We start from the raw sequence: 21322 nt of genomic DNA on the forward strand, positions 1-21322 counted from the left end.
TTATGTCGGCTTGTTTTGTTTTTCTTTCAACCAGCGCGGAGCCCCTTTATTTTTACGTTCCCGCTTAAGCTCACGATCGGTTTTTTGCTGCACTGGCTTGGTACCTTTTTTGACTTCAAGCTTGGTTCCCGTTGCTGCATTAGGGGTACCTGACTTACGAATATCCGAAGTTGTCCCGAGCTTGGTCTCGGATCTGATCTCAGATCTGGAAGGACCTGTATTCGCAGGCTTATTTGCAGGTGAGCTTACCGGCTTGCCTGATGCAGACCTGCTTGGTGCTTTACCCGCTGCCGATGAGGCTTTGGCAGGGTTTGGCTTACCCAATGCTGCACTGCGGGCAGGCGCCAGATTAGGGGAACTGGTGGATACGGCTTCAGCCGTAGTTGAACCGAACTCCTTCTTGTTTGCCTGACTCACGTGTGTCTCCTTGCCTTTGGAAGGGCCTGTTGATCTGGCTGCTCCACGTGATCCGGACTGATAAATCTTGCCGTAAGCCATTTCTTGTTCCTCTATCTTGCAGCCCAGCTTTTTGGAAAATTTATCAATAATAAATCGTTGTTTGTTCGTTAGGATGGATATTGCCGTACCCTTTTTCCCCATCCGTCCAGTCCGTCCAACCCGATGTACATAATGGTCTGCATCAATCGGCAGCTCAAAGTTGATGACATGTGTCACATGAGGAATATCCAAGCCGCGCGCCGCGATATCCGTAGCCAGCAGCAATTGGAATTTGCCTGCCCGAAATGCCTGCATCACCTTTGCCCGCTCCTGCTTGCCTGCGTCGCCATACAACGCCTCGATGGATAATCCGGCAAATTTCAGCTTTTCTACAATTTCAGCGACATTATCGATTTCATTAATGAACACAATCGCCGCAGGCATATTATACAAACGAACGATACGACGAAGCGTATCAATCTTGTCACGGTCCTCGCAAACGAAATACAAATGCTTAAGCGTTTCCGAGGTCCGCTGCTCAGGCGAGATTTGCACATAAACCGGGTCCTGCATCCAGCGGCTGATGACAGCCTGGATAGGCTCAGGCATCGTAGCCGAGAAAAATAGCATTTGTCTGTTGCGCTGCGTACCTTTAAAGATGACTTCTACCTCGCGCATGGAGCCCAGATCAAATACTTGATCGACCTCATCGACGACAACCGTCTTCACATGGTGAACGCTCAGCTTGCGCAGCTTTAACAGCTCCATCACTCTGCCCGGTGTGCCGACAATCAGCTGCGGCCGAAGCTTGAGCTTGTCGATTTGCCGGGTTAAGGCAGCACCGCCAATTAGTCCCTGAACACGGATACCCGCTTCATCGGCTAGCAGCTGCAGGGTTTCCAGTATTTGAAAGCCAAGCTCGCGAGTAGGCACAATAACGATACCTTGAACCTCTCTTGAGTTCTTGTCAACCTGCTGTAATAATGGCAGCACGTAAGCCAGGGTTTTACCAGAGCCCGTTTGGGATTGCGCCACCACATCCTTGCCGGATAAAATAACCGGGATCGACTCCGCCTGAATTGGCGATGGGACCACAATATCTTTTTCCCGCAGTTTATTTATATAAACCTCATCAATTTGCAAACTTGAAAAACTGTTCATCTAATTCCTCCTAAAAGTTTTCGTAGAAAACTCACTTCGTAAGCATCTACTAGGTTTTGCCTTGGCAAAACCTTCTTCGTAAGCATATTCACCTAACAAGCCTATAAAAGCATCATACCAATGGAAGTGGGTAACATCAATAGGAGATCTCCATCTGCTGAAGCTTCTGTGACAACCACTCGAATACCGCGTCCAATGCCTTGTCATCCTGTTCCCTTGGAAAACGATGGCCGAAGCCCTCATGCAGCTCCATAGCAAAATCCTTGCCTGATCGCTTCAAGCCTTCGGCAAGTTTCCACGCGTGTCTCACTGGAACCAAAGCATCTGAAGTACCATGAACGATCATAATCGGTACCTTCAAAGCATCCACCCAATATACGGGAGATCGACTTTGATAGGCATCTATTTGCTTGCGGGGATGACCCACAACTCGCTTGAGCATACGCCTCAGATCGACACGCTCTTCATAGGTATCGAATAAATCGCTAACACCACCCCATACGACAACAGGTCCTACACCCTGACACGCTTTGGCTGCTGACAGAGCCATGATCGATCCACGGGAGAACCCGATTAACGGGACAAGCCCTGGCTTCACCTCAGGGAGAGATTTGATCATTGTAATCGCGTGAATGACATCCAGCCGATCTTCCCCGCCAAACTCATCTCGTCCCTCGCCACCTTCATTCCCCCGGTAAAAAGGAGCAAACACCACATATCCCCGTTCCGCCATAGTCATCACCCTGCGTTTGCGGGGCATACCTACTTTACGAATACCGCCACGGCAGAAGATCAATGCCGGACAAGGTCCTTTCGAGTCGGGCACTGCCAGATATCCTTTGACCCTCAGGCCTTCACTCGAATAGGTTAATACATAGAGGCGTACATCCTGTCTATGACTTTGCAATAGATCTCGTTGTAATAACGTACCTGAAGGTATTCCGGTTTCACCGATGTTCATCAATAGGATTCTTTCCTTTCCTAAGAAGTCCAATGAATAAGCCCCGCTTCGTGCCAAATATCTTTGGAACGCTAACACTTCTCCATGATCATATGGCCACTTCACCCATTACCCATCGGACTTCGGGATCTCCTGCTTTACAGAACTCACACAAATACGCTAGACTAGCGTTACCTTATTAATATGAAGACAAGGAGGCTTTTCTATGAATACAGAGTTTGAAAGTGAATTCAACGCTTTGGTCGAAACCTTTGCAGAAATGGTGACAGGCAGCAGATCGCCGGAAATGGTGGAAAAAATCAAAGTTTGGTCCATATATAATCATATTCACAAAACGATGCCCGCCTTGGCCAGCCATTGGAATCAGGATCATCCAGAAAGTAGAGCTGTCATTCGGGGTCTCTTCGAGGAAGTACGCGCCATGCATCTTGAGCTGAAAGAAAAGAACAAAAGCACGAATCCTGAAGAGTAGTACGATCTGCAGGAAAGCACAATTTAATTACACACAGATGTAAGCATCCATACCCTGACACCAAGCAAGCGCCTTGAACCACTACCATATGGTCCAAGGCGCTCGCTTGCATTTTTGCATATCATAAGGGTCTGTTCAGTTAAAATACGTTTATTTCTTATTCATCATGTTGTAGGTGAACCTTTCAAAGGTCCGCGGAAACAGCTGGAACAGCTTGGCCCCAAATCCTGCCACAAAAGGCATATTTACCTCTGGAGTCCCCTTCTCGATCGCACGCATGATTTTGCCGACAACCTGCTCCGGTTTGAGCATAAACCATTTGATGTTCGTTACGTAATGGCCAGAAGGATCAGCCTTGTCAAAAAAAGGCGTGTCAATCGGTCCCGGATTAATCGCAGTCATCTTGATCCCTGTACCAACCAGCTCCTGTCGGAGACTGTTAGTAAATCCAAGCACCGCATGCTTTGTTGCCGAATACCCTGAGGATTTGGCTGATCCGACTTTGCCTGCCATCGAAGCAATATTAATAATATGACCTTTACCTGCCTTCATCATGGCAGGCAGCACGGCTTTGGTACAGCGAACGGTTCCCAGATAATTCACATCCATCATGTCGGCCATGTCCTCGATGGAACAATCCAGCAGCTTCTCAAATAGGCCATAACCTGCATTATTGATCAGAACATCGATACGTCCGTAATGCTTAATAACCTGCTCCATCGTAGAGACCACTTGTGCGGTAGAAGTAACGTCCAGCTCATATATACGATGCTCACCTTGCAACTTGGCAGCAACTTTCTCCAGCTTATCAACCGAGCGTGCCATCAGCACTGGAATAGCACCACGCTTCGACAGCTCCTCCGCCATGAGGGCTCCGATTCCACTGGAAGCTCCCGTTACGACAACGATTTTACCGCTAAACATTTGAGACACCCCCACAAGAATAGACGGCACCGCCGAATTTGGAAGAACGGTAACGTTTGTCTAGCCATACCCCGAAAGCAGCAGCTTTATACTTGCTGAACATTCGAGGATAAACGGCTACGCCGTCCTTCATGGACGAGTACGTTTACCCGGAAATATATGCATGTTATAGAGTAAAGCATATGAATTCATATTTTTTCAAAAAAAAGCGGTAGCTGTCCGTCAAGCCGGAAGCTACCACTTCTCTGTACCCGATTAGAATCAAACGATCAAAACCTGTATATCCAACTCACCAATTCCATCCATAATTAAAGGAATCGTCAATGCTTTCTTGGGAATAAATCCAGCAGCATTGGCGGAATGAAGCAATTTCGGAGGCGTTATATCCACGCGCACTCCCTGATTATACAACATGGTGCTGGCATTACCACTGATCATGTTACCAAGCTCTGATATGGCACTTTTGCTCATTTCGTCCATCTCGGTGACCACATAGCCACCCATCATTGCGGAAACCATCTTCAACGCAACCTCTTCATGCAGACCGAATACGACATCTCCCTGCATTTCTCCTGTCATGCCAATCTGTATCCAGATAAAGTTCTCTACGAATTTGACATCCTTGATTCCCAGCTGTCCGGTAGAAGGACGAATATTGGCGACTTGCTCTATGACAATTCTAGCAGATTCCAAAAATGGATTGATGTATTCCGCCTTCATAAAATGATCTGGCTCCTTTGCGACAATATCACGAGTCCTACATAGGTCTAATTTCTCCCTCATTATACCTACTTCTGTCGCAAAAGTATATAACTTTTGTCTTGAAATGCTGGAATATCAATGATTATGCAGGTTCTTGGCGGAAAGGATTAGCGAAATGCCGCATAGGGTATTTCAAATTCAGGCATACCGAAAGCGTACGCCGTGTATTCGTATGGATTAAAATAGATCACAACGCCGTTGTGTTTCAGAAAGTACGGACGCTCAGGCTCTATCGTCTTGAACGGCTCTAATAGACTTAATCCTGTGTTCGTATACTGTCTAATAATTTCATTATTAATAATCGACACATAATTGGCATTGCCACCTGCTACCTCTTGGAGTGTTAGCAGCTTACCCGTAGTGAGATCAAATGTATAAGGTACACGTTCAGTCATCCCATGCGCTCCACCCAAATATATATAATAATCGATATAGAGGCTTAACCGCTTTTGTTCATTATAGGTGATCTTATATACACCATCAAGGCTAACAGGAGGAATCTTGAATTTCGGATTATCGGCTTCCGCCTGTTTATTGTCGGCTGCTGCTTTGTCCATCAATACCTTGCTCGCCGAGACGTGAGACTCGACCTCCTGCTTCAGAAAAGTATTCAACTTTTGCTGAATACCGTCATCACCCAAGCCACTGATTTGCGGATAGCTGACCTTCAGTGATAGTTCTTTACTGGATTCAGCGATTTGCTCCGTATGGTAAGTAAGCGGATTTTCCTGGATAGATTCAATACCTACCATACTCAACGCTGCATCGTAGGAAATCCCATAACCGACGCTTTCGAGCAAAAATCGAAGCGGCACATAAGTCGTATCCTCCTGCACAATAGGCGGCAAGCCGTAAATAAGCTGGTCATTCAGCAAATAGGCACTATTATACTCCTTTAACTCGAACTTCAACGTCCGCCCCCGCCCGCTCACCGTGACAGTTTGATTACCTGCATCGTAGCTTGTTTCCAATCCCAGCTCATCGTTCAGGGAACGTAAACCGATGTAAGTGTCACCCTTAACATTCGCGGTTGGAATCATTTTGCGCACCCCATCAATAAGTAAGGGATGGGAAGCAACCGTTATTCGTTCCCCTCCCAGTATGACTGCGTACGCTTCGGACGGGCCTTGCAGGGTCAGACTAGTACCACCGCCTACAGCAACTGCCAGCACAAGCGCGAGTAGACCTTTTCTACTGCGTCTTCCTGATTTCTTCTTTGATTTTTCCTTGTGTTCGCTTGGTATAGATTTTATTTTCTCATATTTAGAGTTCATCTCGGTATCATCCTCTCCGTTTATGACAGGTTATGCTGCGTTTTATAGCAATTTAGCTTCCCAGTAAATTACCCATTTCAGCCAAGTTAGAAGCGAATAGAGCATTTATTATAGCATAAACAGCAGCAAGCGAACGTAGATCAGCAAGCCGACAATGCCATGAATGCAATGAAATCTCAACGCAGATTACATCGCTATTTCTTAACGATATCGGCTTCGCCTGGAAAGCTTGAATCACATCCGCATACCCATCGAGTTGCCAGAGCTGTACCTTTTCAGACCGTAATAAAAAAAAGCCGTCCCCACGATCGTCAAACCTGCCGCAACACCAATCGCCTGCCACACAAATAACGGTTCCATCGAACGCAGCAAACCTATCGGCAAATAGCTGATAAAGCCGGCAGGAATAACCGTAAACAATATCAGCTTCCCCCAGCCGCTAAATATGCCCGTAGGATACGTAGAGAAAGCCAATAGCCCATTAAACACCTGCTGCCCGATACCCTCGGCATTCCCGATAAAAAAGGCAAGTGATTGCACCAGGACGACGAAAAATATAAAAATCAACAGCGCAATAAGCAGAGCCAGCATGAATTTAAATATCCCCGCCAATGACGTGTCTCCAAACAACACATATACAAGCAGGGCAAACAGAACGTCGCCAATGGCTGAAACCGACATCCGGCTGATCAGAATATGCAGCAGCACCGGCTTCGGCTGGGACAGAAATACATCCAATTGACCTGACGCGATCAACGAAGCCAACCGATAAGCATTGCCGAACAATACGGCCGACAAGCCAAACCCTCCTGCACTGACCGCCCACATCATCATAACGTCTTGCAGCGACCAGCCGTTCACTACCTGGAATCTCTGGAAATACAATCCCCAGAACACAATCCACACCAAATTGTTCACTACCATCATGCCAGCAGTTAACATAAAGCTGATCCTGAATTCCATCGCGCCTGCCAAATTTAATTTCCAGCAGCCCCATACGAATGCCATAAGACCTGCCGCTTGCTTGACCACTTGTTTGTCCCCCTCTCTGACTTCACAGATCATCACCTCAGGTCCCACCTGACATTGACATTCTTTTACCCGCCGTTCACATTCAGCTTGCGAACACCTCGGCGATAAATCATCCATACCCCTGTACCCAGCAGCAGGATCCAGCATATTTGCGTGAGCAGCATCGGAGCGAGGGATATATCTGCCCACTTTACAGCGGTTTTGGCAGGGAAATACAAGACGGTTTGGAAGGGCAGCCAGCGACATACCTCCTGCAGCAGCTTGGGGAATAGCTCAAGAGGCATCAGCATCCCGCCTACCGTGAATAGCAGCTTATGGTACACAAATTCCAGTCCCCTTGTTTCTTCCACCCAGAACGCACAAAGAGCAAGAGCCATATTAAGCAAAAAATTAATCGTTATCGCACCAAGCGACATCAACAGGAAGCCCATCCAACCCCAGCCAAAATCAGGCCATCCGAAGATCGCAATGCCAAGCAGCCCGCCTATACTCAGATTAACAAGCAGTCGGACCGTTACCTCGCTAACATAACCTACATAATGAAATGCAATGTAGTTCAAGGGGCGCGTCAGCTTATAGCCAACATCTCCATTCTTAACCTCTTCCTCCACCCGTGTCGCCAGACTCGGAAATGCTGTTGTGAGCGCCTCAGCAAACAAAATATACCAAATCATCTGTGCATAGCTATATCCCTCGATTAGTGAGGTTCCTTCACCCCGGTAGGTAACACTCCACAGCTGAATGAAAATATACATAATGAGAATAAGAAATATCGAGCGAATAAGGAAATCGTACACATAGGCAAAATGATTACGCAGCGTTACCCTGCCGATAGCCCCATACTTAAACAGCTTGCCGACGAACGATACACGGGGGCCCGACGGTTTGTCAATATCAGCAGCATGGGGGTATGAGCCGCCTGCACCTGTATGTTTATTCAACGCTTGCATCATATGCGCGCTCCCCTCCTACTGGACGAATCCGGATTCTCTGGCATAAATATGGCTAATGATCTGATCCATCGGCGGATCTTCAATCGTAACATCGATAACCCGGTACTGGCTTACGATATGCGCCAGCACCTGCTCCATGTTGACAGCTGTCGTCTCGATAGACAGCTTTAGCGTGAGTCCGTCCTGCTGCAGCACTTCCACACCAGGAAAGCTGAAGCTCGCACCTGCCTCCTGAAGCTGCAGATGAATCGTCTTCACCGTCAGCAGCTCGCGCTTCATCCGTTCGACACCATCATCCAGAATAACCTCACCGTGGTTAATTACGACGACACGCTTGCATAACTGCTCCACGTCTCCCGCATCATGCGAGGTCAGAAAAACCGTCATGCCCTCCTCACGATTCATTTCCAAAATCAGCTCGCGAATTTTTTGTTTGACGATTACATCCAGACCGATAGTCGGCTCATCGAGAAATACAATTTTGGGTCGGTGCAGCATCGCGGCGGCAATCTCACAGCGCATCCTCTCACCCAAAGACAGCTTCCGTACTGGAGTGTGCAAATAAGGCCCCAGCTCAAAACGGCGAACCAGATCATCTCGACGACTGTAGAAATCGGAACGCTTCAATTCGTAGATTCGACTCATCAGCTCAAAGGAATCCAACGGCGGAAGGTGATACCAGAGCTGGGACTTCTGACCGAATACGGAACCGATATGATAGGCCAGACGACTTCTTTCCTTCCAGGGGCAATACCCCAGAACCTGCGCTTCACCCCCGGATGGATGCAAAATTCCCGTGAGCATTTTGATCGTTGTTGATTTACCGGCACCATTGGGTCCCAGAAAGGCTAGCATCTCACCCTGCTCTACCTGCAAATCCACACTGCGTACTGCCAGTTTTTCCGTGTATTGGGGCTTGAACAGCGATTGCATGCTCCCCAATAAACCCGTTGCTTTACGCTTCACGGCAAAAGATTTGGTCAAGCCCTCTACGCGGATTGCATTCATCGTTTCATCCCCCTTTATTCCACTAACGCAGAAAAGACCTCGAGCAGCTTCGCCTTGGACAGGCGGAACTTACTCGAGGTCTTTTATCCCTACGGTGTAACGCAGCAGCCAGCTGCGTTCGACTTCGCTTGGTTCGAGCAGGCCATTGCTGACCCTCGGATCCCTAGAAGTCCTTCCACATAATTTTTAATATACTAACATCGAATGTAAATAATTACAATAAAAATATAAATTTAGCATGCTCAGTGAACCTGATCTAGTCGCTTAATCATCCGATAAAAAAGATGTCCACTGACCTGAACAACCCCATCCTCGCTGTATCCCTGCTTAACATATAGCTGCTTGGCAGACGCATTTTCCTGATCTACGAGCAGCATAATTTTATGATGTCCAAGCTCTGTGGCCTGCTGTTGGAACAAGCGCAGCAGCTCGGTCCCGATGCCCCTACCCTGATAGTCCGAATGAACTGCGATGGAATCCAAATAGTACTCATCCTCACGCGCTTCGCGTTCAATCGTTTGTGTTGTGCTGCCGATCGCGGCCAGACGTTCAAGAAATGGACGATCCAGCTCCGCAGCGCGGCTGCCGTGGTAAGCAAGCATAAAGGCGATTACTCGCTGATCCTCTTCCAGGACCAGCACATTTTCGAAGCTGATCCGGTTCCCTTTTTCCTGAAAAAACTGCTCCAGCACCTGCAACGCATCCTCGATATCATCGGTTCCTGCCAGTGTGTGCACAATACCGCCTATCGCTGTATACATTAAACTGATAACAGCTGCCGCGTCTTCTTTTGTTGCCTGTCGTATCATGAATTTCCTCCTGAGGCCTGACTTACACCATAGTGAACCACAACCATGATCGGTTTGCAAACTAGCACCCGTTGTTCAAATGGCATCACCTTAACAACCGGGGTCCAGCCTGCAGGCTGCCAACTCCCGAACCGTCCACACTTATTGCTTGCCAGTGCCATATCATACAGTATCACACGAAAAGGGGGTTATCCTTATGTCCGTTATTTCCAATTACAATAAATGTATCAAATATTTAAATCGACGTGTCCGTATCAAATCCAGAAATGGAAATACCTATGTAGGAAAGATTGTCAAAGTCGATGGTAAAAGGGTACATCTTAAGGTTACTTCCGTCAATGATGGCAAGAAAGTCCATACCTCATTTTTCCCGTTTATTATTCCGTTAGTCCTGTTTGATCTGCTTGCTATCGTATTGTTATTTTAATCGTCGATTATGCCCTGATTTTGACAGCAGGTTGTGACAGTATCCTTAATGGACTTGCTGTACGATAGAGCTATCAGAGAATACGAGCTGATGAAATCTATGAATCAGAAGGAGTAGGTAAGGTGAGCACTATTGTATCCAATGATGATGAGTTGAAGCAGCAGTCGATTCCCAAGCTCACGATGAAGATGCTCTATGAGCGGGTCAAGATACAGGAGCGGGAGCATGCGGCGCTTAAACAACGAATCGAGTCCATGGAGCGGCAATTGACAGAGCAGCAGCTACTAATCGGGGAAGTCGCGGTTACGACGGAACGGCTTATGTGGATAAAATCCCTGAGCCGGGATCATGAATCCATTGAGGATTCAGAGACCATGCTGGAGACATCTACAGGTAAAGAAATGCTGGCAGAGACAGGAGCAGCGATTGCTCATGAAGCTGTCAAATACAATCTAATCCCTCGTTCCGAACGGCAAGTCGAGCCCAGGCGGAAGTTTTTGTGGTTCTTTTGAACACAACGATAAGGGTATCAGAAAAACAGAGTCAGTCCGTGGCTCCACAACAGCCATCTCAAAGCACAGGCGCAAAACCAAATAGCCGAAGTAGGGAGCTAAGAACTCAGAAGCTATAGCATGCTTCCGAATCTGTTGGCTCTTTTTTTTCGTTCGAAACCCCTCATAATAAGAAAAGCTCCTGATCGGAGCCTATTCGACGAAGATACATCCGTATCTCTTAAAAAACCGGACTTTGCAGTCCGGTCCCACGTTCAGGCTATTATCTGGTTTCGCGGTGAATGGTATATTTTTTTAATCTGGGGCTGTATTTACGCAATTCCATACGTCCCGGTTGATTTCTTTTGTTCTTGGTTGTCGTGTAATTACGATCTCCAGTTTCCGTGCAAGCCAATGTGATGATTACTCGCAAGCTGTTCACCTCCTTCCAGTTCCGCTTTGCGGCCGTTGTAACCCTACATTCACTACTGGACGGTCTCTATTCCGGTTCCAGCATATTCGGGAGCTCGTCAACGAACAAGGTCCAATCCTGATGCATTTCCTCATCCGTCAATAAACAGGCGTCCAGGGAGGAGACGATTTGTGCCTTGTCCATCTCAATACCGATAAATACAACCTTATTAATACGATCACCATGGACCACATCCCAAGTCTCGTTCAATTCGGGATCCTCCAGCTGGAGTGCTGCTTGCTCCTCCTCAGGAAGCGCGGCAACCCAATATCCGGCAGGACCAAATTGAACCGAAGGACCGGCTTGGCTTATATTTTGTGCGTAATCATTACGCGTTGCCAGCCACATCATCCCTTTGGCACGGACAATCTCAGCTGGCCACTCCGCCATCCACTCCATTAAGCGTTCCGGTTGAAAAGGCCTTATCCTTTCATATACAAAAGAAAAGATGCCATACTCCTCAGTTTCAGGTGTATGTGAAGGCTTTTCCATCTCTTTGATCCAGCCTGCCGACACGCTCGCTTCGTCAAAATTGAATAAACCGGTATTCAGTATTTCTGCCGGGTCCACCTGCCCCTGAACGGAACGAATCAGCTTGGCACGAGGCTGCAGTTTACGGAGAATTTGTTCAAGCTCCAGCAGTTCGTCCTCCTCTACGCTATCGCACTTATTCAGTACGAGCACATCGCAAAATTCGATTTGATCGATAAGCAAATCCACAACCTCGCGTGTATCGTCTTCCCCAACAGCCTGGCTGCGCTCCAGCAGTGTTTCACCTGAAGAGAAGTCATGCCAGAAGCGATAGGCGTCAACAACCGTAACCATACAATCCAGACGGCAAAATCGGGTCAGATCGATCCCATGCTCCTCATCCATATACGTAAAGGTTTGCGCTACGGGAACCGGTTCACCAACACCAGTGGATTCAATCAGGATATAATCGAAACGGTTTTCCTTGGCAAGCCTTTCAACCTCCCGAAGCAAATCCTCCCGCAATGTACAGCATATACAGCCGTTGGACATCTCCACCAGCGTCTCATTCGTACGTGATAAACCGCCGCCGTTTTTTATAAGTTCAGCATCAATATTAACCTCACTCAGATCGTTAACAATAACAGCTACTCTCAGTCCATTTCGATTATTGAGTACATGATTAAGCAATGTGGTTTTACCAGAACCGAGATAGCCGCTCAGCACGGTTACGGGTATTTGGAATGGTTGCATGGTCAATCTCCTTTTATGTGTAATTATTACTATTATTATAAATTCAGAAGAAAGGCCAGAGAAAAAGGGGATGCTGGCAGCGTTAACCACAGCTCTTAAGCATGCCCCTTCAGCAGTAACCGACCTTTTTGAACAGATTCTATGAATAGTTATTCATTCAATGCTTTTTTCAAGGCTGCCAAATTATTTTTCATCACGCCGATATAATCCAGCTTGTTCTTCTTGTCTTCATCCGTCAAGCCTTCCAAGGGATTGAGCACATCAGTTTTGGCCCCTATTTCTTTGGCAACGGTAGCCGCCACTTTAGGATCAACCAGTGTTTCGAAAAAGATCGTTTTCACTTGCTTTTCCTTGGCGAACTTCACAATGCCAACCATTTTGTCAGGGGATGGCTCTTGTTCAGGCGATAGTCCTGCGATAGGCACCTGAATCAATCCATACTCCTTGGCCAGATAGGCGAATGCAGCATGCTGGGTTACGAATTCTTTGCGTTTTGGACTTTTCAGATCCGTCTTGAAGGCTTGATCCAGATCCTTCAGCTTCGCTATGTAAGCATCGGCATTTTTCTTGTAATCGTCTTTATGTGCGGGGTCGGCTTTCTCCAAAGCAGCCTGAATCGATGCTACTTCCTTTTGCGCCAGAACCGGGTTCAGCCATACGTGTGGATCGTGATCATCGTCGTGATGGTGCTCTTCCTGCTTGGCTCCGTCCTTGGCAGGTGCCTTCTGATCAGCTTCCTCTTCCTCCGGCAAGCCCTCCAACAAATCGATTCCCTTGCTGGCCTCCACCACAATCCTTTTATCATTAGCCGCACTTTTCAGTGAAGCCTCGACCCAGCCCTCCACAATCCCGTTATAAACAAAAACGTCGGCCTCCTTGATCAGCTTCATCTCCTTAGCTGACGGCTCCCAATCATGCGGTTCAACGCCTGAAGGAATCAAGCCGATAACTTCGGCATGCTCACCTGCCACCTGTCTGGTGAATTCAACCATCGGATAAAAAGATGCTGCGACCTTCAATTTCTTGCCGCTAAAGGACGCCTGCGAATCCGAATTCCCACACCCTGCAAGCATTAAGCTTGATGAGATTGCCAATACAACTGTTGTTTTAAACCACGCGTTCATGATGCTTTCCCCCTGTTTCCTGAATAGATGGTTCTTTCATAAAACTGCGAGCCTCGCTATGAAATTCTCTTTTCTGTAATTCCATACTCGTGTTGTGATTTTTGCCTAGCTTAACGATACATTTTTTAACCCCGATTCCGATCACCAGAAAAGTCAAAAGCACAAGTGCAATCGTGCCACCCGGAGGGGTGCTCCAGGCATAAGAGGCCGTCAGTCCGCTGAATACACCGACCAAGCCGATAACCATGGATAATAGCAGTGCAGCTACAAAGCTCGGGGCTATCCGGATTGCGAGTGCTGCAGGCAGAATGATCAATGAAGAGACCAGCAGCACACCAACAATCGGCATAGCGGCAGCTACAATCATTCCCGTTAGAATACTGAAGGCAAGTGAAATCTGCTTGACTGGGAGACCGTTGGTTCGGGCTGTTTCCTCGTCAAACGTAATTTGGTATAAAGGTCTTCTCAGCGTATAAAAGAAAATCCCTCCGATCACAGCAACGCCCAGCATCATATAAAGCTCGGTTTCATTGACCGCCACCACCGAGCCAAACAAATAAGCAGAAAAACCTTTGTTAATGCTTTGATTCAAGCTCATCAGAACAACAGCGGTAGACAATCCGCCGATCATGATGATCGCAACTGAAATTTCACTATAGGTTTTGTACGATCGCCGTACATATTCAACCGCAATCGCGCCAAGCACAGCTACTGCAAATCCCATTAAAGCCGGATTCACTTGCAGAACGGCACCGGCTGCCACCCCGGCCAGTGAAACATGCGACAGCATATCAGCCATAAGCGCCTGCCGTCTAAGCATTAAGTACACACCCAGCACCGAAGCGATTACTGCGATGATTCCACCGGCGCAAAATGCCCGCTGCATGAAGTCGTAGTGCAGCATTTCCATCCTCCGTGCTCCTTTCTTTCCAGCTCAATGATGCGATCCAGGTAGTGGCTAACCTCTGACAGCCCATGAGTGACCATGACAACTGTGCGACCATGTGCGTTCACCTGATGATGCATCAGTTCATAAAACCCGTATCGGCTTTCCTCATCCATACCGGTTGTTGGCTCATCAAGTATGAGCAAATCCGGCTGCTGTGCCAGAGCCCTTGCTATACACAGCCGCTGCTTTTGACCACCAGATAGCTCTCCAATCTTCCGATGTCGCTGCTCCCACATGCCGACCTGACGCAGGGCACGTTCCGTGATTTCATGATCCTCAGGACGCAGCCTGCGCAGCCATGACCCTCTGGTATACCTACCTGACAGCACGAATTCGAGAATCTTGCTCGGAAATCCACTGTTAAATGAAGCGACCTGCTGGGGAACGTAACCGACTGCCAGCTTGTTCCCATCCTTATTGTAAGTGGACAGCCTGACCTCCCCACTCCATGGCTGCAGCAGACCAAGCACCAGCTTGAGCAGAGTGGTTTTGGAGGCGCCATTGGGTCCCACTATGGCCACGAACTCACCGGAAAATAGTTCGATGTTGACGCCATCCAGACTCGGGATGTCATTATAGCCAAACACCACTTTATTCATTGAAGCAAGCAGCATAATACTCATGTTCCTTTCAAACGGATACAATGTCCTGCAAGGGCTTGTTATCGGGTTGTTGGCATTCCTCGCAGTATCCGTAGATTTCAAATTGATGCTTCACCACCTGAAAATGCGCCGGAAGATTCGTCAGATGCTCCATGGGGCAATAATCGAGTGGATAGATGTGATCACAGGAGAGGCATATCAGATGATGGTGATGATGCTTATGCCCGTAACAGCCCACACGGAATTTCATTCCATCCTCAAAATTGAACTGCTCCAGCACTCCCAACTCCTGCAACATTCTAAGGTTGCGATAGACGGTATCAAAGCTAAGTCCGTGGTGCTTCATTTCCAGACTCTGATAAACTTCCTTCGCTGACAAAAAGCCGGATGCTTCTGCAAATAATCGCGCAAGCGTTCTACGCTGTCCGGTAATTCGCAGTCCATGATTGGACATCACCTGAATCATACGCTCCACAGCCCGATCGATCACAGAACATTCCGCCTCCTTCATAATAAGTAATTATTACGATATGGTTGTTAAAAGAAAAGCTGCCGCATTGGGAAGCCGATTCGATGAGAACCTTCGTATGACATACCCATAATTCAACATTTGCATGGCCAAAAACGTTAATAGTAATTATTACTTTTTTCATTCTATCAGCTGTGTTGGCTTTCGTCAATGATTTAATCGTAATTATTCCATAATGGGAGCTCTGCCAGGTTAAACGAGATCTGAGGTAGTCTTTTGGACATGATTAGAGGTTTAGGCGAACAGCCATGCAAGCAAAAGCGTGCTACCTACAGACGTGAGCAGCTGTTTACTTGCCAGCGTTACGGCGAAGCGAATACCCAGTTCCTGACCGATGGTCCACAGTGTGACCAGACACGCTGTCAGTGTGGATGCCAAGTAAACCAGCAGGAACGTCTGACCTGCACTGAGCATAGTAAGCAAGCTGCCATTACCCTCGTTAAGTATCAGCAATCCGTCTTTGCGCAGTATGGAGAAAAGTATCCCGGGGGCCGCTTCACTCGGCAGATGAAAGATCGCCAATAGTGGGCCTACAATGCCAGCTAACCAAGTCAGCCCCCCAACCTGCTCCAGCAAGGTCGCTACCAAACAAATGAGTATAAAGATAGGCATCGCCTGAAAGATAAACTGTTTAATAACCGCACGTACTCTCCAACTAACCCCACGAAGTGTCGGCTTTTGTAAAAAGGTTGTATGATCGTAAGCTGGCAGCGCATGAGCAGCCGATCTGCCATTCCATAATCGGGTATGGAGCGCTCCGACTACAAACAAAACGAGTAAATAAGGTATGAACAGCCAAGGATGGCCTGCCGATCCGAAGATAGACAAGGATGCACCAATCTGATAGCTGCAGGCGGAACCATAGGTAATCATCGATACACACGATTTGCGTGTGCAGGCGCTGCAGGTACGGCTCTGAAATACAGCAACCACATTACAACCGAATCCGCTTAATACCGGAATCAAATCCCGTCCATTCAGTCCAATATACCGCAGCCAACCATCCAATGCATCGGTAATCCGATCCTTCAAACCGCTTTCTTCCACAAGCCCGACGCTAAGTCCCACCAATAGCACAACCGGAAAAGCCCACAAAAAGGAATACCACCCTAAGGTCAATATCCCATAATTCCCTGCCATGACCGCTTGAATGATAGCCGGAAATTCGCTAAATAGAGCTGTCAAGGGACGGATGACTGCCTGATCTGCTATCGGCTGCATCCATGTGGAGAAGAGATAGGCTGCGTAAACGGGAACGGCAAAAATCAGAACGGTCACCAGCAGCGATAACCCTCTTCCCCACACGCGATGCTCGAACCAGGTCGTCTGAGGACGGACCACGGGAATCTTTGGTGCCAGCAGTGGAATTGCTGTGGACCGCATGGGTTTCGCCGCAGCTATGTCTTGAATCAGGCGTTGCTGCTTATGAATCTGCAATCTGCGTGAATCGGCGGATGTAACCGGAATACCAAGCCATTCGCGATAATAGTCCATGATTTCGTGCAGCATGGCCGATGACTTATCTTCGAAGGTTAGCAGCAGCAGTGCTTTTTTGCCATGCAGGTTCACGGCACCCAACAGCAAAGGAAGCTCGACTTGTGCGTGGGTTCCTCGCACCACAAGTATAACCGTATCTGCCTCAGACAACTGCTCCAGAGCCAGCTTGGTCGTTGCACTGTCATCCTTCAAACGGATGCCTGGCAGATCGGTTAATTCCAGCTCAGCAGACAATCGCGCTTTACGGCTCATGACTGTGGAACCGCGAAAGTTCGCTTCCTCTCCTGCTGCATCTCCTGTAAGTCCCCGAAACAATGACGATTTACCGGACGATTCAAAACCGATCAGAACGACACTTCTCGGGCTGGCTTTCATTTGACTCAGCACTGACAATCCTCCCCGCAGCATGATAAATCCTCAAGCAGCATCCCTTGTTTACGGTATTCCTCGATAATTGAAGCATCAAGTCCCAAGGAAGCCGCGATAGCCCGGGCTACAATCGCAAAGCGCTGCCTGAATTTATAAATAAAGCACAGCAGCAGATTATCATGTGCAACACCCGGACCGACAACAAATAGTCCTGGCGTAAGCGTTGATTCATCATGTGCATTCAGCCTTACTTCACCCTGTTCGCCTCGCTCAAATAAGGGTCCGATCAAGCTCAAACTTCCATTAAAGCCAGTTGCCAATAATGGCGGATGCTCTGTTGTGACAAACTGATGCTCTCCTGTTTCATTTTCGCAATAAAGGATAAATCCACTTTCCTCGGTTGGCTCTACCCAATGGACCTCATAACCGCCCATAAACTCGATAATTCCGCCAGTGTTTGCCTCCTTTAATCGATCTTTCGTATAAGGCGTTAATTCCACACTGGGATCGCTGCTGCCCTTTCTTTCCCAACGATTGCTGCGATCAATTACTTTGACCCTCTTATTCAGCCTACTCAGGTGAATGGCGGCATCAATACCGCTTTCATAGCCCCCAATGATCACGATTTCTTCGGCATCAATCTGCTTCCACTCGTCTATAAGACTGTTATGTATGCAATGCTCAGCTCCAGGAAATCCATCCAGACGCGGATATTGAAATTCGCCTGCCGCCCAAATGACGAAACGACTATGCAGAGGTCCATCCGAGGTATCCACAACAAAACCACCGTCCTCTGTCCGTACAGCTTCCACATCGATACCCGTCTGGATAGGCAGCTTCTTATAATCAGCAACAGCCTGCAAATAGTCTGCATAGTCTGCCCCGGAAGGATGCTCCGTTCCAAGTGTGTAGGCCGGTGAGGTATTTAGCGCAATCGCGTTCAAATCCAGCAAGCCATAAGCATTACTCGTAAAGGACGGGGTAATAAAGCGCATTTCCTCCGGCCACAGCAAGAATGAAGCCCCTACCTCACTTCTTTCCAAAATAACGAATTGGGTCAAACCCATATCCTGCAAAGCAATACCGACGCCCATACCTGCCGGTCCGGCTCCAACGATAATACAATCAAATCGATCCATTCCTAAATCAACTCCTGATTTATGCCTATTTTAATAGTAATAATTACAATTTAAATGTATTAAAACATATTTTTTTTCAATAGGCAAGCCTTGTTTACACAAAAATAGAACCGTACTCGCGAGAGTCATCATTCATTTCTCTCTGCAGCACAGCTCTCCCAAGGATTCTTGCCCCAAAAGCTTATACCAAACGTCAATTTATGGATGAAGTTTAAACGAATGAGTCATACTATGGTCATCTTAATGCCATTTGAAGGAGCGACCGCCATGATTAGTAATCGCGAGCTGAAGAATGAAATCGAGCAATTAAATGAACAAAATCAAGGCTTGACACAGGAATTGCAATCGATTAAAGAAATGCTTCAAAACCAAGTCAACAATAGCGGCCAGTCAAACTGGAATAGCGGGTCAAATTCAACTGGTGGTCAAGCAAAACAAGCCAACGGCGGTGGCCGCTCATCCGGAGATAACTCAAAGCAGTCCGGCGGCGGCAATGATTCTTCCGGCAGTAATTCAAAGCAAGCCGATAGCGGCGGCAATGATTCTTCCGGCGGTAATTCAAAACAGGCCGATAGCGGCGGCAGTGATTCTTCCGGCGGTAATTCAAAGCAGGCCGATAGCGGCGGCAATGATTCTTCCGGCAGTAATTCAAAACAGGCCGATAGCGGCGGCAATGATTCTTCCGGCGGTAATTCAAAGCAAGCCGATAGCGGCGGCAGTGATTCTTCCGGTAGCAGCAGTTCTTCCTGCAGCGATTCAGAACAAACCGATGGCAGTGGCAATCAAAGCGGCAGTTATGATGGGTCCAACGGACAAGATAGTGATTTTCAAGCTATTGCCCAGGACTTTTCCAAGCTCAAGGATTTAACCAGTCAGTTGGAATACAAAATGCAAAGCTATATATCCAATCAAACCTCAGGCAAACCACTTAAAGAAGAAGATGTGATTAATCTGGTTCTTGCGATGATGAACGGAATGATCGATTGGACCACAGACCTCATATCCCGACAAAATCAACAATCAGGGCCTTTGCAATAAATGGTGTCAGCTCCTGCGAGGCAGCCAAGGTACCTTACATAGTCAGCCCACAGTGTGAGCAAAACTTCGTATCCGCATCATTGGCGGTCCGGCACCCCTGGCAAATAAGGCGAATTTCAGCCGCAGATGCTTTCTCATCATATGAGCTTGTAAACGAATATCCGCAAGCCGGACAAAATTTAACCTCACTGGCAACAACCTTGCCGCAGCGGCATTCCTTCATATGGCGGGCTTGTTTGATTTTCAGTTCAATGGACTGGATTTCCTGTCGCAAGGCGCTAATGTGCTGACAATGGGCGGTCACTTCCTTGTCCGCCTGTTTCCAATTGCCCGCCGTATAAGCTTTATATACCGCTTCCCCAATGAGCTTACTTGTCTTCTCCTGCTCTTTTTCCTTGGCTGTAATTTGCGTACGCAGTTTAGTGGTCTCGACCGTCTGCTGCGCTTTTTTGGCTGCGCCCGATGCACCTTGCTTCATCCTATCAAAAAAAGACATGAGACATCTCTCCTTCACCTCGTAGTTCTTCCTACTACAAAGCTATGAAGCAAAGACAGATCCTCATGCCCATTATTAATAAATTAAACGATTTTGTTTATTCCCCTACCGATTTTGCTAAAAAAACCGGCGCAGCAGCGAAACACCCAACAACACGATGACAATGACGCATATGAGCAGCAGCCTTTTTTCCTGCTTGTCAAACTTATTCATCAGTTCATCCACTTCCCTTATACTTCACTTTTTGTACTACTATGGGTGGGTCTGTAATAGGGATTCCAGCACGACAGCCACACCATCCTGATCGTTGGTTGCTGTCATTAGCTTTGCCTTTAATTTCAACTCGTCAATGGCATTGCCCATGGCTACCGGATACCCGCACATATCAAACAGCTCAAGATCATTATAATCATCTCCAAAAACCATCACATGATCAGGGTGTATGCCTCTGCGTGTCAATACAGGCATCAGGGCAGCTGCTTTGGAAACACCGGCATTCATAATCTGTATCAGTCGGCCTTTATCCGTCAACAAGATTTTGACTCGATGTCCAAATTCACGGTTCAGCTCGGTATAGATATCATCGTCATTCGATAGCAGCATTTTGGAAAGCAAAAATTGATTCATCTCTTCTCGTGTGCATACTTCAGGAAACGGGGTACCATCCGGAAAACCAAGAAGAATGGCATGCTCAGGGGTCAGACTGCGATTGCAGTGCATTGTACCCTTTACTTCAAATGATACGATTTGTCCCGAATTCCGCCTCATAATCGCCTCATAGAGCTCAAGCATCGTCTGCTGCTCCACCCATAGATGATCCTCCATATCGTAAGCAGAATCAACAGTATGGGCACCGTTATAGTAGATTATACAACCCATTTCCAGCATCTCAGGGGGTAAAAGCATACGCAAAGACCTCGCAGGCCTTGCTGTAGCAATGATCATATGAATACCAGACTGATAACAAGATATGAGGGCTTGAAGACTGCGTGCTGATACTTCGCGACGGCTATTCAAGAGCGTTCCATCCAAATCCAAGACAACAGCCTTAATTACATCCATCGTGACCTCCAGGGGAAAATTTTTACTATGATATCACAGAGGCTCCGCAATGTAAATCAATTAGTCTAGCGAAATGGATTGTGGCGGTTCTGCTAGTTTATTTGTTACA

General features: G+C 47.5%; 23 protein-coding genes. 4 read left to right on the plus strand and 19 right to left on the minus strand.

All coding sequences use genetic code 11. The features are described from left to right. Together OB236_RS31210 and OB236_RS31215 are read right to left on the minus strand one after the other, a co-directional pair. Positions 1–1599: a DEAD/DEAH box helicase gene (locus OB236_RS31210; protein WP_262687493.1), complete on the minus strand. Its 1599-nt coding sequence runs from the start codon at positions 1597–1599 to the stop codon at positions 1–3. Positions 1600–1735: 136 nt separating this feature from the next. Further along, entirely contained in the window at positions 1736–2560 is an 825-nt protein-coding gene (locus OB236_RS31215; protein WP_262687494.1) for an alpha/beta hydrolase family protein, read from the minus strand. Positions 2561–2765: 205 nt separating this feature from the next. On the opposite strand from OB236_RS31215, the gene OB236_RS31220 reads away from it, so the two are divergent. Beyond that, positions 2766–3032 (plus strand): DUF2573 family protein, encoded by a 267-nt coding sequence (locus OB236_RS31220; protein ID WP_076232145.1) that lies wholly within the window; start codon positions 2766–2768, stop codon positions 3030–3032. Positions 3033–3182: 150 nt separating this feature from the next. Here the strand turns inward: OB236_RS31220 and OB236_RS31225 are convergent, their stop codons facing one another. The 7 genes from OB236_RS31225 to OB236_RS31255 all read right to left on the minus strand — a co-directional run bounded on the left by OB236_RS31225 (position 3183) and on the right by OB236_RS31255 (position 9794). Beyond that, positions 3183–3956, minus strand: coding sequence for an SDR family NAD(P)-dependent oxidoreductase (locus OB236_RS31225; protein WP_262687495.1), 774 nt, complete (start codon positions 3954–3956; stop codon positions 3183–3185). Between the two features lie 261 nt (positions 3957–4217). Continuing rightward, on the minus strand, positions 4218–4676 hold the full coding sequence (locus OB236_RS31230) for a chemotaxis protein CheX (RefSeq protein WP_076232454.1): 459 nt from the start codon (positions 4674–4676) through the stop codon (positions 4218–4220). A 149-nt stretch (positions 4677–4825) separates the two neighbouring features. Then, positions 4826–5992: a PdaC/SigV domain-containing protein gene (locus tag OB236_RS31235; protein WP_262687496.1), complete on the minus strand. Its 1167-nt coding sequence runs from the start codon at positions 5990–5992 to the stop codon at positions 4826–4828. A gap of 234 nt (positions 5993–6226) precedes the next feature. Next, the gene (locus OB236_RS31240; protein ID WP_262687621.1) at positions 6227–7057 is read right to left on the minus strand and encodes an ABC transporter permease; all 831 of its coding nucleotides are present in this window, start codon (positions 7055–7057) and stop codon (positions 6227–6229) included. 32 nt (positions 7058–7089) lie between these two features. Further along, complete coding sequence (locus OB236_RS31245; protein WP_262687497.1) at positions 7090–7977, minus strand: ABC transporter permease; 888 nt, start codon at positions 7975–7977, stop codon at positions 7090–7092. Between the two features lie 15 nt (positions 7978–7992). Next, positions 7993–8985 carry an ABC transporter ATP-binding protein gene (locus OB236_RS31250; RefSeq protein WP_262687499.1) on the minus strand — a complete coding sequence of 331 codons (993 nt, stop codon included), beginning with the start codon at positions 8983–8985 and terminating at the stop codon, positions 7993–7995. A gap of 242 nt (positions 8986–9227) precedes the next feature. After that, complete coding sequence (locus OB236_RS31255; protein WP_262687500.1) at positions 9228–9794, minus strand: GNAT family N-acetyltransferase; 567 nt, start codon at positions 9792–9794, stop codon at positions 9228–9230. A gap of 196 nt (positions 9795–9990) precedes the next feature. Between OB236_RS31255 and OB236_RS31260 the strand changes: the two genes are divergently transcribed. Beyond that, a complete protein-coding gene (locus OB236_RS31260; RefSeq protein ID WP_076232156.1) occupies positions 9991–10221 on the plus strand; it encodes an eL33 family ribosomal protein in 231 nt (76 codons plus the stop codon). A gap of 122 nt (positions 10222–10343) precedes the next feature. Next, the gene (locus OB236_RS31265; RefSeq protein ID WP_262687502.1) at positions 10344–10733 is read left to right on the plus strand and encodes a hypothetical protein; all 390 of its coding nucleotides are present in this window, start codon (positions 10344–10346) and stop codon (positions 10731–10733) included. Positions 10734–10995: 262 nt separating this feature from the next. Here the strand turns inward: OB236_RS31265 and rpmG are convergent, their stop codons facing one another. From rpmG to OB236_RS31305, 8 genes are all read right to left on the minus strand, one after another. After that, positions 10996–11145 (minus strand): 50S ribosomal protein L33, encoded by a 150-nt coding sequence (gene rpmG, locus OB236_RS31270; RefSeq protein WP_076232161.1) that lies wholly within the window; start codon positions 11143–11145, stop codon positions 10996–10998. Positions 11146–11211: 66 nt separating this feature from the next. Beyond that, entirely contained in the window at positions 11212–12408 is a 1197-nt protein-coding gene (locus OB236_RS31275) for a GTP-binding protein (protein ID WP_262687503.1), read from the minus strand. 149 nt (positions 12409–12557) lie between these two features. Next, complete coding sequence (locus OB236_RS31280) at positions 12558–13532, minus strand: metal ABC transporter substrate-binding protein (protein ID WP_262687504.1); 975 nt, start codon at positions 13530–13532, stop codon at positions 12558–12560. Then, positions 13516–14442, minus strand: coding sequence for a metal ABC transporter permease (locus OB236_RS31285; protein WP_262687505.1), 927 nt, complete (start codon positions 14440–14442; stop codon positions 13516–13518). Before OB236_RS31285 ends, OB236_RS31280 begins: the two co-directional genes overlap by 17 nt. Next, positions 14379–15095, minus strand: a complete 717-nt coding sequence (locus OB236_RS31290) for a metal ABC transporter ATP-binding protein (protein ID WP_262687506.1) — start codon at positions 15093–15095, stop codon at positions 14379–14381. Before OB236_RS31290 ends, OB236_RS31285 begins: the two co-directional genes overlap by 64 nt. A 16-nt stretch (positions 15096–15111) precedes the next feature. Continuing rightward, positions 15112–15573: a Fur family transcriptional regulator gene (locus OB236_RS31295; RefSeq protein WP_317259400.1), complete on the minus strand. Its 462-nt coding sequence runs from the start codon at positions 15571–15573 to the stop codon at positions 15112–15114. Positions 15574–15846: 273 nt separating this feature from the next. Then, on the minus strand, positions 15847–17496 hold the full coding sequence (locus OB236_RS31300) for a nucleoside recognition domain-containing protein (protein ID WP_262687508.1): 1650 nt from the start codon (positions 17494–17496) through the stop codon (positions 15847–15849). After that, entirely contained in the window at positions 17490–18617 is a 1128-nt protein-coding gene (locus tag OB236_RS31305; protein ID WP_262687509.1) for an NAD(P)/FAD-dependent oxidoreductase, read from the minus strand. Before OB236_RS31305 ends, OB236_RS31300 begins: the two co-directional genes overlap by 7 nt. A 267-nt stretch (positions 18618–18884) precedes the next feature. On the opposite strand from OB236_RS31305, the gene OB236_RS31310 reads away from it, so the two are divergent. Next, positions 18885–19655 carry a hypothetical protein gene (locus OB236_RS31310; RefSeq protein WP_262687510.1) on the plus strand — a complete coding sequence of 257 codons (771 nt, stop codon included), beginning with the start codon at positions 18885–18887 and terminating at the stop codon, positions 19653–19655. Between the two features lie 34 nt (positions 19656–19689). Here the strand turns inward: OB236_RS31310 and OB236_RS31315 are convergent, their stop codons facing one another. After that, entirely contained in the window at positions 19690–20151 is a 462-nt protein-coding gene (locus OB236_RS31315; protein ID WP_262687511.1) for a zinc ribbon domain-containing protein, read from the minus strand. A gap of 252 nt (positions 20152–20403) precedes the next feature. Continuing rightward, positions 20404–21213 (minus strand): HAD family hydrolase, encoded by an 810-nt coding sequence (locus OB236_RS31320; protein ID WP_262687513.1) that lies wholly within the window; start codon positions 21211–21213, stop codon positions 20404–20406. Positions 21214–21322: the final 109 nt, after the last annotated feature.

It is taken from the genome of Paenibacillus baimaensis (assembly GCF_025567575.1).